The organism is Xanthomonas cucurbitae, from assembly GCF_002939885.1.
Lineage (GTDB): Bacteria > Pseudomonadota > Gammaproteobacteria > Xanthomonadales > Xanthomonadaceae > Xanthomonas > Xanthomonas cucurbitae.
Genome location: NZ_MDED01000010.1, coordinates 54,827 through 66,985 on the forward strand (window position 1 = coordinate 54,827; position 12,159 = coordinate 66,985).

10 protein-coding genes are annotated in these 12,159 nt (G+C 65.9%); 8 read left to right on the forward strand and 2 right to left on the reverse strand.

The annotated features are described in order from the left end of the window. Positions 1-52 precede the first annotated feature (52 nt). From XcuCFBP2542_RS07375 to purU, 8 genes are all read left to right on the forward strand, one after another. Entirely contained in the window at positions 53-2,560 is a 2,508-nt protein-coding gene (locus XcuCFBP2542_RS07375) for a S9 family peptidase (RefSeq protein ID WP_104602951.1), read from the forward strand. A 338-nt stretch (positions 2,561-2,898) separates the two neighbouring features. Further along, on the forward strand, positions 2,899-3,816 hold the full coding sequence (locus tag XcuCFBP2542_RS07380) for a LysR family transcriptional regulator (protein ID WP_104602952.1): 918 nt from the start codon (positions 2,899-2,901) through the stop codon (positions 3,814-3,816). Between the two features lie 283 nt (positions 3,817-4,099). After that, positions 4,100-4,906, forward strand: coding sequence for a TatD family hydrolase (locus XcuCFBP2542_RS07385; RefSeq protein ID WP_104602953.1), 807 nt, complete (start codon positions 4,100-4,102; stop codon positions 4,904-4,906). Between the two features lie 327 nt (positions 4,907-5,233). Continuing rightward, entirely contained in the window at positions 5,234-5,737 is a 504-nt protein-coding gene (locus tag XcuCFBP2542_RS07390) for a hypothetical protein (RefSeq protein WP_104602954.1), read from the forward strand. A gap of 359 nt (positions 5,738-6,096) precedes the next feature. After that, positions 6,097-6,978 (forward strand): NAD-dependent protein deacetylase, encoded by an 882-nt coding sequence (locus XcuCFBP2542_RS07395; protein WP_104602955.1) that lies wholly within the window; start codon positions 6,097-6,099, stop codon positions 6,976-6,978. A 48-nt stretch (positions 6,979-7,026) separates the two neighbouring features. Continuing rightward, a complete protein-coding gene (locus XcuCFBP2542_RS07400) occupies positions 7,027-8,166 on the forward strand; it encodes an NADH:flavin oxidoreductase/NADH oxidase (protein WP_167526809.1) in 1,140 nt (379 codons plus the stop codon). Between the two features lie 180 nt (positions 8,167-8,346). Continuing rightward, positions 8,347-8,742 carry an XVIPCD domain-containing protein gene (locus tag XcuCFBP2542_RS07405; RefSeq protein WP_104603006.1) on the forward strand — a complete coding sequence of 132 codons (396 nt, stop codon included), beginning with the start codon at positions 8,347-8,349 and terminating at the stop codon, positions 8,740-8,742. A gap of 228 nt (positions 8,743-8,970) precedes the next feature. Further along, positions 8,971-9,822 carry a formyltetrahydrofolate deformylase gene (gene purU, locus XcuCFBP2542_RS07410; RefSeq protein ID WP_104603007.1) on the forward strand — a complete coding sequence of 284 codons (852 nt, stop codon included), beginning with the start codon at positions 8,971-8,973 and terminating at the stop codon, positions 9,820-9,822. Positions 9,823-10,023: 201 nt separating this feature from the next. On the opposite strand, the gene XcuCFBP2542_RS07415 is transcribed toward purU, so the two are convergent. After that, positions 10,024-10,905, reverse strand: a complete 882-nt coding sequence (locus tag XcuCFBP2542_RS07415) for a methylenetetrahydrofolate reductase (protein ID WP_104602956.1) — start codon at positions 10,903-10,905, stop codon at positions 10,024-10,026. A 163-nt stretch (positions 10,906-11,068) separates the two neighbouring features. Then, positions 11,069-11,983, reverse strand: coding sequence for a LysR family transcriptional regulator (locus XcuCFBP2542_RS07420; RefSeq protein ID WP_104602957.1), 915 nt, complete (start codon positions 11,981-11,983; stop codon positions 11,069-11,071). Between the last annotated feature and the right edge of the window lie 176 nt (positions 11,984-12,159).

Sequence of the window (12,159 nt, forward strand, 5' to 3'; positions counted from 1 at the left end):
GCAGCCGGGGATGCTAGGTTCGCCTGAGACCACTCTTCGGGAATGCACAGCGATGGGACCTTCGTACCGATACATCGGGCTGCTGGCACTGGCCAGCCTGATGCCACTGGCCGCTGCCGCTGCCGCACCCGACGGCGCTTACCGGCAACCGCCGGAACCGCTTCTGGGCGTGATGCGCGCGCCGCTCAATCCTTCTCCGCTGCTGGACCCGACCGGCACCACCTTGCTGCTGGTGCAACGCACTCAGTATCCGCCGATCGCGCGTGTGGCCGAGCCTTACCTGAAGCTGGCCGGTGTGCGGGTGGAGCCGCGCACCCATAGCCGCCACGACCGGTCGAACGGCTATGGCATTCGTGCCTGCCTGGAAGGGTTCAGTCTGGTGGACCTGGCCAGCGGCCGGCAGACGCCGGTGAACCTGCCGGCCGGCGCATGCCCTGCGCTGCCGGTGTGGTCGCCGGACGGGCGGCGGTTCGCGTTCAACGTCACCGCCGCCGATCGTGTGGAGCTGTGGATCGGCGAGGTTGCCACCGGCGCGGTGCGCAGGGTCGATGGCGTGCAGCTCAACCCGGTGCTGGGCGATGAGCTGCAGTGGCTGGGCGGGAGCGCAACGCTGCTGGTCAAGGCGGTGCCGCCGGACCTGGGCGCCGCCCCGCGCAAAACCGCCGTACCGCTCGGCCCGCAGGTGCAGGAAACACTGCAGGGCAAGGGCGAAAGCAGCACCTACGAAGCACGCGACACCTTGTCCGGCCCGGAGGATGCGGCCTTGTTCACGTATTACGCCACCGCGCAGTTGCTGGCCGTGGATGCGGCCAGTGGCGCCCAGCGCCGGTTGGGGCGGCCGGCGGTCTACGCGGGGGTGGACGGCGCGCCCGATGGTCGCCATGTACTGGTGGAGCGGCTGAAACAGCCCTATTCCACTGTCACCACCTATACGCGGTTTGCCCACGACGTGGCGGTACTGGACCTGGACGATGGCCGCGAGCGCGTGCTGGCTGATCTGCCGGTGGCCGATCGGGTGCCGGTGGCGGGCGTTCCGACCGGGCCACGCGCACATGCCTGGCGCGCCAACCAACCGGCCACCCTGGTGTGGGCCGAGGCGCTGGATGGCGGCGATTGGAAAGCCAGCGTGCCCGCGCGCGACAAGCTGCTGACCTTGTCCGCGCCGTTCACCGCCAAGCCGCGTGAACTGGCGCGGGTGCAGCAGCGTTACGCCGGACTGTCGTGGTTTGCCGACGGTGGACGGGCGTTGCTGGAAGAGGAGGACGAAAACCGCCATTGGCACCGCACCATCCTGCTGGACACGGACCGGCCGGGCAGTGCCGGGCGGGTGCTGTTCGACCTGTCCACGGACGACCTGTATGCCGATCCCGGCACGCCGGAAATGCGCCAGCAGACCAACGGCCATCCGGTCCTGCGCGAGCAAGCTGGTGCGCTGTTGCTCAGCGGAAAGGGCGCCTCGCCCGCAGGCGACAGGCCGTTCCTGGATCGTTATGCGCTGGAGACCGGCAAGACCGAGCGCCTGTTTCGCAGCGATACCACGGTGGACGAAGTGTTCGCCGGCTTTGCCGGCGACGATACGGCGCAGCTGCTCACCTGGCGACAGTCGCCGACCGATCCACCCAATCTATACCTGCGCCGGCTTGGCCAGCGGCAACCGGCGACAGCGGGGGAGGCGGTCTATGCGTCCACCGCCACGGCCGTGACACATTTCCCGGACCCCACACCGCTGGTGCGCCAGATCGGCAAGCGTCTGGTGACCTACACGCGCAAGGATGGCGTGGAGCTGTCGTTCACCCTGTACACCCCGCCCGGCTACAAGGCGGGAACCCGCGTGCCTGCCATCCTCTATGCCTACCCGCTCGACTACGCCGATGCGTCCAAGGCCGGTCAGGTCAGCGGTGCCGGCGATTGCGACTTCACCCGCCTGCGCGACTATCAACTGTTGCTGCTGGCCGGTTACGCGATCATCGACAATGCGGCGTTCCCGATCGTTGGCGACCCCAAGACCGCCTACGACACCTATCTGCAGCAGCTGGTGGACAACGCCACCGCCGCCGTGGACAAGGCGGTGGCGCTGGGCGTGGTCGATCGGCAACGGATCGGCGTCACCGGGCATAGCCATGGCGCACTGATGACGGCCAACCTGCTGGCACATACCGATCTGTTCCGGGCCGGTGTCGCCACCAGCGGCAGCTACAACAAGACCCTGACCCCCTTTGGATTCCAGAGCGAGCGCCGCTCGTTCTGGGCGGCGCCGGAGGTGTATGCGCAGGCGTCGGCGTTCTTCCACGCCGACAAGATCAACGAACCGTTGCTGATCGTGCATGGCATGGACGACGCCAATCCGGGCACCGAAACCACGCAGGCACCGCGCCTGTTCCAGGCGATCCGCGGCAATGGCGGCACCGCACGCCTGGTGCTGCTGCCGTTCGAACCGCACTGGTACACCGCGCGCGAATCCAACGAGGACGTGGTGGCCGAAATGCTCGACTGGTTCGACCGCTACGTGAAGCATGCGCCGGCGGGTGCGGCCCCCGCTGGTGCCAACCCGGCACCCTAGTCCACTAAATCATTGAAACGATCCCACTTGGCGCATTACAGCCGATTCCTCGGATTCAGTGGACTAGTCTGCGGTTGGCCACAGCGCTCGGATGGGCGCTGCGTGTCGATCGCTGCTGGCGACAGGCAGGTGGCCAAGAGGGTGCTCGCCGGCAGTTGCTCGGGTATTGCGAATGGACCGCCGTCGATGCGGCCAACGCCATGTCGGCGATCCATCGACGCCGCCGACATGGCCTCGATGGAGCGTGGATCGGCTTCGCCAAGCCGGCGCTGTGTGATCGAATAGTGCGTGTTCCTCTTGCCAACGCACGCCATGCAACGCCAGCCCAACTCCAGCGCATGCTGACCTTCTCCCGCTTCACCCGCTACTTCATCGAGGTGGCCCGCTGCGGGAGCATCCGCAAGGCGTCGGAGGTGCTGCATGTGTCGGCCTCGGCGATCGACCGGCAGATCCTCAAGGCCGAGGCCGAACTGGGCGCGCAGCTGTTCGAGCGCCTGCCCGGGCGGCTGCGCCTCACGGCCGCCGGCGAGCTGCTGCTGGTGGACGTGCGCGGCTGGGAGCAGGCCTATGCACGTACGCTGGAACGCTTCGACGAGCTCAAGGGGCTGCGCCGCGGGCATGTGGAGATCGCCATGATCGACGCGCTCAGCGAAGGCGTGGTGCCGGCGGCGGTGGCCGCCCTGGTGCAGGAGTACCCCGGCCTTACCTTCAACCTGTCCACCGCCGGCAACCAGCAGGTGATGGAGAGGGTGACCTCGGCGGACGTGGACATCGGCCTGCTGCTGGACCCGGTGAGCGGGGCGGACCTGGAAGTGCGGGCATTCGCGGACATCCCGCTGGGCATCGCGATGCCGGTGGGCCACCCGCTGAGCGCACGCACCGAGGTGCAGCTGAACGAGGCGCTGGAGCATCGGCTATTGCTGCCGGCAGCGCCATTGATTGTTGGCGAGCACGCCAAGGTGCTGTACCAGCGCCAGCATATCGACGTGAAGCGGCTGACCCATTGCAATGACGTGCGCAGCTTGCGCGGCCTGGTGCTGGCCGGTGCCGGGGTGGCGCTGATGTCGTGGCTGGACGCGGCGCCGGACGTGGCCGACGGCCGTCTGGCCTTCGTCCCGTTTCGCCGGCATCTGACCAAGCCGATGACGCTGGCCTTGTGCGTGGCCCCGCAACGCCAGTTGTCGCGCGCGGCGCAGTTGGCGATCCAGGCGCTGGCCGCACGCATCGATGCGATGGCGGTGCCCGTGGTGGGTTGAGTGTGTTGCGCAAGCGGCCCTCACCCCTGCCTCTCTCCCGCAGGCGGGAGAGGGGAACGGCAACGCACTGGCTGCGGGGCGATGGTGTGCAGGTGCTGCTGGTGGCATGCAGTGCTGTCAGCCGTGTTCGGGCAGGTAAAGCGCGCGCAGCTGCTGACGAAAGTAGGCAGATGGTGCAGCAGCTGTCCCTTCTCCCGCTTGCGGGAGAAGGTGCCCGCAGGGCGGATGAGGGCAACCCTCACCCAGTACAATCGCATCTGCTCTTTCAGGCCACACCCGCACCATGCAGTTGATCGATATCGGCGCCAACCTCACCCATGACTCGTTCGATCGCGATTGTGAGGCAGTGCTGCAACGCGCCCGCGACGCCGGCGTGACGCAGCTGGTCGTCACCGGCGCCAGTCGCGAGCATTCGCCGCTGGCGCTGCAACTGGCGCAGCAGCATCCTGGGTTCCTGTACGCCACCGCCGGCGTGCACCCGCATCACGCAGTGGAATTCACTGCCGAATGCGAAGCGGAAATGCGCGCCTTGCATGCGCATCCGCAGGTGGTGGCGGTGGGCGAATGCGGGCTGGACTACTTTCGCGATTTTGCGCCGCGTCCCGCTCAGCACAAGGCGTTCGAACGCCAGCTGCAATTGGCGGTGGACAGTGGCAAGCCGCTGTTCCTGCACCAGCGCGATGCGCACGAGGACTTCATGGACATCCTGCGCAACTTCGATGGCAAGCTGGGTGCGGCGGTGGTGCATTGCTTCACCGGCACGCGCGAGGAATTGTTCGCCTACCTGGATCGCGACTACTACATCGGCGTTACCGGCTGGCTATGCGACGAGCGTCGCGGCGCGCACCTGCGCGAGCTGGTGCGCAACATCCCCGCCAACCGGCTGATGATCGAAACCGATGCGCCCTACCTGCTGCCACGCACGCTCCAGCCCATGCCCAAGGATCGCCGCAACGAGCCAATGTTCCTGGCCCATATCGCCGAGGAGCTGGCGCGTGATCGTGGCGAAGCGGTGGAGGTGACCGCCGCCAACAGCACCGCGGCGGCGCGTCGCTTCTTTCGATTGCCGATGCCTGCCGCAGACGCTTGAATAAGCGGCTGTACGCGGTGACTGCGTTGACGAGCGGGCGCAGTGCCACGATGCAGATGCCTTGACCATCACTGCGTCGGCGTGTCTTACCACGCCTGCCAATGCAGCCGGCAGGTGTGTTGTACTGCATCGGTATGCGTCATTGGCCTTACTACCAACATAGAGACCAGGGTGCGTTTGGATATCAAGGTGCACTCATGGAGTGCACATTTTCTACCGTCGAAAGCGCTGTACAGTGCGGTATTTGACGGCATCTGACACATTCAGTTGCTGCGTAATCTCACGAGATGGTTTGGTCATCCTGCGGTCTTTTTGCGGTCACAGCGCATGTCCATCTTCCCCTGCGGGCAATTGGCCCATCGCAACGAAAGGAAGAAAAACATGCACATTCCCAGCGCACTGAACCGCAGCATGCTCGCCGTGGCTGCAGTGCTCACTCTCTCACTGTGTGGCGTCACTTCAGCCTATGCGCAAGCGGTCAGAGCCAGCGGTGACTTCTCCTATCAGGCCACCGCCGTCAAACGTCTCGCCAACTGCGCGGCATCGGCGTGGTACAACGATTCAAGGGTTGGCGGTGCCATCAACGAATGCAATAACGCCGACACCGACGCCAAGTGGGACAGCGTCCATCTGAACGCGGCAACCTACATGGAGATCACTGGTGAACGGGTCGGTTACGGAAATGGCGCATGCCCTGCACAGCACGGTTTTCAGTACATCAAGTGTTTCTACGTGGCAGGCCGCAAAAAAGGCAATCCGGTCATGACGGTATCGGCGGTGTCGTACGGGTCAGGAGGAATGACGGCCCGAGTCAGCTGGTACTATCAGTAACGCGATGACGGGCCGTGTACTGCGCCGTCTCGATGATCGGGACGGCGCAGTGCCGCCTTACGCAAGCCGGAATAGATGTAATCGCCAATGCTAGCCGCACCAGCGGCATGCGCCTGTCGATATCCAGTGGGCCAGGCCGACAGGGGAAGCGGTCATCATCTGCAAAGCGTCTCTGGCGCGCCATGCGTGACCTTCACAGATGTTGCGCCGTGTCCGGTGACAATGCGCACTGCAGTACGCACGGTTCGCTTCGCTGCACCATCGCGGCATCCCGTGCTGCAGTCGGTTCGGTAACGCTTGCGGTACGTTGCGCGCGACTTGCATTTGCAAGGTGACCTCATGGCGATTGGAGTTGTTCGATGACCGCTGCCCCCGCCCAAGCCGACGACGCGTTGCAGGCGTTCATCCAGCGCCACCAGCGCCTGTTCGTGCTCAGTGGCGCCGGGTGCAGCACCGATTCGGGCATTCCCGATTACCGCGACCTGCAGGGTGGCTGGAAGCGTCCACAACCGGTGACGTTCCAGGCCTTCATGGGTGAGTTATCCACGCGCCAGCGTTACTGGGCACGCAGCCTGGTCGGCTGGCCAAGGTTCGGGCTGGCCAAGCCCAATGCCACCCATCACGCACTCGCCGCACTGGAAGCGCGTGGCCAACTGGAATTGCTACTCACCCAGAACGTGGACCGCCTGCACCAGGCTGCCGGCAGCCTGGCGGTGATCGATCTGCACGGCCGGCTGGATGTGGTGCGCTGCATGGGCTGCGAACGCCGCCTGCCGCGCACCGAATTCCAGCTGCTGCTCGAACAAGCCAACCCCGGTTGGGCGGAACTGGACGCCGCCCAGGCCCCCGATGGCGATGCGGATCTGGACGATGTGGCGTTCGATCGCTTCGTGGTGCCGCCATGCCCGGTATGCGGCGGGGTGCTCAAGCCAGACGTGGTGTTCTTCGGCGAGAACGTGCCGCGCGAGCGGGTGGAGCGCGCGTTTGCGCATCTGCAGGCCGCCGATGCGGTGCTGGTGGTGGGGTCGTCGCTGATGGTTTATTCGGGCTTTCGCTTCGTGCAGGCGGCAGCGCGCAACGGCGTGCCAATCGCGGCGCTGAACTTCGGGCGTACGCGCGCCGACGCGCTGTTGAGCCTGAAGGTGGAGCGTTCGTGCGCGGATGCGCTGGCCTTTCTGCAGCCATCGCCTGATCCGCTGCACACCGTAGCGGCTAGCGACGCCAGTGCACGCTGTGCATGACGCTGTGATCCATTGCAGCGGTTGTGCAGTGGTGCGGCACGCAGTGCAATGGGGATCTTCCCTGTGTGCCTGGATGCTGCCTTGAGCCAGTTGTTTACTCCCATCGCGTTCGGCCCGCTGACGCTCGCCAACCGCATCGTCATCGCACCGATGTGCCAGTACTCCGCACAGGATGGCTGCGCCACCGATTGGCATCGCATTCACCTGGGTACGCTGTCGCAATCGGGCGCGGGCCTGTTGATCCTGGAAGCCGCTGCGGTGCTGCCGGAAGGGCGCATCAGCTACGCCGATCTCGGGCTGTACAACGATGCCAGCGAGCGCGCGCTGGCTGACGTGCTGCACTCGGTGCGCCGCTGGTCGCCGATGCCGATCGGTGTCCAGCTGGCACATGCCGGGCGCAAGGCCTCCACCGACCTGCCGTGGAATGGCGGCGAGGCGATCGCATCCGACCACGCCAATGGCTGGCAGACCGTGTCGGCCTCGGTGCTGCCGTTCCGCGACGGCCAGCCATTGCCGCAGGCGTTGGACCAGGCCGGTATCGATATGGTGGTGGCCGCGTTCGTGGACTCGGCCATCCGCGCCGAACGCCTGGGCCTGCAGCTGATCGAGTTGCATGCCGCGCATGGCTATCTGATGCATCAGTTTCTATCGCCGTTGAGCAACCAGCGCAGCGATGCCTATGGCGGCTCATTGGAAAACCGCATGCGGCTGACGCTGCGCATCTTCGATGCGGTGCGCGCGGCGATATCTGCACGGATGGCGGTGGGCGTGCGTCTCTCGGCCACCGACTGGGTGGACGGTGGCTGGGATCTGGAACAGAGCATCGCGCTGTCCAAGGCGCTGGATGCGCGCGGAGCGCACTACATCCATGTCTCCAGCGGCGGGCTGGATCCACGCCAGCAGATCGCGTTGCAGGACGGTTACCAGATTCCGTTCGCGCAGGCGATCCGCGCGCAGGTGGGCACGCCGGTGATCGGCGTGGGCCTGGTTACCGAGCCGGCGCATGCCGAAGCGATTCTGCAGCAGGGCCAGGCCGACGCCATCGCGCTGGCGCGCGGCCTCCTGTACGACCCGCGTTGGCCGTGGCATGCCGCCGCTGCGCTGGGCGCCAGCGTCACGCCGGCACCGCAATACCTGCGCTGCGAGCCACGCCAGGCGCGCGGTGTGTTCGCCAGTGGCCCGGCTTGAGGCAAGCTGCGCGAGCGGCTAAGGTGCCTGCTCGATTCCGTCTGGCGACGATCTGCGCGATGCGCAACGCATTCCAGCCACCACAGCGCCTTCCAAGGAGAATGCGATGCGACACCCGCACATCAGGCCCGGTTCCCGCGCGTGTCCATCGCGCGTAGCGGCCTGTGCCGGGCACGCAGCATGAGCACGCCGCCTCCGGTCGTCGATCAGGGCCAGGTCGGCCCGGACCATCCCGAGCATCCGGACCATTGCCTGTACGCGCAGATTCGCGAGGCGGTGTGCGCACTCGATACCGAATTGAACAAACCTGCCGACGAGGCCAGCGAACGCATGGTCGCGCGCCTGCTGCCGCTGGCCAAGCAACATGGCCTGGACCGGGTGGATCATGTGGTGCTCAGCCGGCACCTGGGCGAAGTGGGCGAGAACGTGTTCCTGGTGCGCGGCGAGCTGTCCGACCCGGCGCATCTACGCGCACATATCACCACCCAGGAAGTGATGGACACCACGGTGGAGGCGTCGATGCTGCAATTGAACGAGATCAACCGCCGGCTGATGCTGCGCCTGCCGCCGCGTTGAGCGCGACCAATCGGCCTGGCTGGGTGGCCGCGTGATGCAACGCCCTGCTGCCTGTTGCGCTCCAGACGTATCCATCAAGGCTGTCAGAGCGGCGGATGTGTGGCCCGGATATGTGCGCAGTCATCTGCGTCGGGTCAGGGCTGTAGTTGGCCCCGCGCTGCATCCGCTGCGACAGTTACGTACGCAAGCACCGCGCCGGGGGAGATGCGCATTGGCTATCATCGCCCGATGCGCTCCGACTACATTCTTACGCTGTCCTGCCCCGACCGCACCGGTATCGTCTATCGCGTGACCGGCCTGCTGTTCGACCTGGCGTGCAACATCCTCGATGCCCAGCAATTCGGCGATGACGAAAGCGGCCGGTTCTTCCTGCGCGTGCATTTCGACAAGCCGCCCGGCACCGGGATCGCCAGCCTGGAGCAGCGGTTTGCGCTGCTCGCCGACACGTTCCAGATGACCTGGCAATTGCACGATGCGCGCCGCCGCGCGCGGCTGCTGGTGCTGGTGAGCAAGCAGGGGCACTGCCTCAACGATCTGCTGTTTCGCACGCACAGCCGGCAATTGCCGGTGGATATCGTGGCGGTGGTCTCCAACCATGCCGATTTCGCGCCGCTGGCTGCGTCCTACGGCATCGACTTCCACCATCTGCCGGTCAACGCCGATACCCGCGCCACGCAGGAAGGCCGGTTGCTCGCCCTGGTGGAGCACTTGCAGATCGACCTGGTGGTGCTGGCCCGCTACATGCAGATCCTCTCGCCCACGCTGTGCCGCGCACTGGCCGGGCGCGCGATCAACATCCACCACAGCTTCCTGCCCAGCTTCAAGGGCGCGCAGCCGTATCACCAGGCGCACGCACGCGGGGTCAAGATCATTGGCGCCACCGCCCATTACGTCACCGAAGACCTGGACGAAGGTCCCATCATCGAACAGGACGTCGCCCGCGTGGACCACGCCATGACCCCGCGCGATCTGGTGCGCGTGGGCAGCGATACCGAATCGCTGGTGCTCGCCCGCGCCGTGCGCCGCCACGTCGAGCACCGCATCGTGCTCAATGGGCATCGCACGGTGGTGTTTCGCTGACGACGTGCCCGCCGTCAGTGCAGCATTGGGCAGCGACCCATTCCGCAGCAAGGCGGCGTTTCCCTCGGGACGTGGATTGGCGAGTGGTGTCGATCGATCCATGACGGCTATCCCAGTCACGAAGATGGCCGTCTCCTTGGGGCCGGGCATTGCATTTGCCGCCTGGCTTACGTCCGCTTCGCCTTGCCGCGTTGGTATTGCTCACCGCAGTGCGGTTGGCGTCCAGGTACTGCTCCGGGAGCGGTAGTGCTCCACCCACGCGACCGAACGTGCAACACCGCCGAACGGAAACACGTGCAGGCGGACATCGCCATGTGCATGCATCAGGCCGGCGGCAAGGCGATCGACGAAGCGGTCCGGCCCTGCCGTTCCAAGCAGCTTGCCGATCGAGATGCCGTAGCTGGACAGCATCGCCGCGCTGGTGCTCACACCGCACCTTGCGGCATAGCGGGCGAGCACTGCAACGCCGGCAGGACCTGGCACACCCACGCGCACCGGCGTGTCAATGCCACGCGCGCGTAGTGCCTCCAGCCACCGCAATACAAGGTCGGCATCGAACGCGAATTGCGTCACGATCAGCGGGGCCATGCCGCGCTCGGCGATGCTGCGACACTTGCGGTCCAGTACATCCCATTGGGCGCCTGCATGCATGGCTGGATGGCCTTCCGGGTGTCCGGCCACGCCGATGCTCTTGATCCCTGCGCGCTCGAAGACGCCTGTGGCGATCAGCGACGCGCTGTCCGGAAAGGGCCCGATCGGAGACGACCGATCACCCGCGATCACCAGGCAGTGCTCAACGCCGGCAGTATCGACGGCGCGGCTGAGGAAGGCTTGCAAGTCGTCGAGCGAGGTGACGCGGCGCGCCACCAGGTGCGGCATGGGCGCAAAACCAAGCGCGCGCACGTTCCGCGCGGCGGCCAGACGCATCGCGTCGTCCTGGCCGGGAAGGGATGGGATGGCAATGAGGGAGCCGGGTATGATCCGCAGCGCCACTGCGGACAGCGCGGCAATGTCGTTCGCGCCCACTTCCAACGAATAGGCGTCGATGCGTGTGCCGGCGGGCCCGATCGTGTCTTGATGCATCAACGGTTGTGCCGTCCTTCAATGATGGGGTGGCTTCGGAACATCCGCACGGAGTGAACACCGCAGAACGGCGCCCTGGCCCTCATCGGCGCAGCAGCCATGCAGCGGATGACGTCGTGGCAGCCAGGCAGGGCACGTGGCGCGCGCCGGGCGATGGTGCACATCAGCGGGTTGCCGGCGGACGGGCGGTGGCATTGGCAGGCTGGCGCGCCAGTTCGATGAAGGCCCGCAGGTAGTCGATGGCGATATCGGCCTCGCGCGCGCCCAGGAAGATCTGCTTGGGAATGCCGCGCGCACCCAGCCGGACCGGCACCACGTCCATCCTCGCCGCATATTCCTCGACCAGCCAGCGCGGCATGGCGGCCACGCCGCGGCCACTGGCCACCATCTGCATCATGATGTCGGTGGTTTCGATGGCCTTGTGGCGGCGGGGCGTGACACCGGCCGGCAGCAAGAACTGGCTGTAGATATCCAGCCGCTCCAGGTCCACGGGGTAGCTGATGAGCACCTCGCGGGTCAGCTGTTGGGGCTTGACGTAGGCCGCCGACGCCAGCGCGTGGTCCTTGGCCACGACCAGCACCTGCTCGTAGTCGAACACCGGCTCGAACCTCAGCCCGGGTTTGAACAGCGGGTCGGGGGTGACCAGCAGATCGATCTCGTAGCCAAACAACGCGCCAATGCCGCCGAACTGGAACTTCTGCTTCACGTCCACATCCACATCCGGCCACGTGGCCAGATAAGGCGACACCAGCTTGAGCAGCCATTGGTAGCAGGGATGGCATTCCATGCCGATGCGCAGCGCGCCGCGCTCGCCCTGCGCAAACTGCCCCAGGCGCTCTTCGGCCAGATCCAGTTGCGGCAGCACCCGGTTCGCCACCGCCAGCAGGTATTGGCCGGCCTGGGTCAGCCGCAGGCTGCGCCCCTCGCGCAGCCACACGTCGGTGCCCAGCTGCTGCTCCAGCTTCTTCATGCTGTGGCTCAGCGCGGACTGGGTCAGGTTCAACACGCCGGCAGCGGCCGTCAGCGAGCCTTGCTGCTCGACCTGCTGGACGATGGTGAGATGGATGCGCTCAAGCATTCAGATGATCCGAATTCATGGATTGTTGAAATAACACCATTTTACTTCATTGAATGCCAGCCCTAGCATCGGGTTTGTCGTCGTTCGCCTGCGTTTGAACACGTCCGCACCAGGATCACCATGGGTCGGGCCTGCACGTTCTGGCGGCAAACCCGCTTTCCCACTGCTCAGGTCGA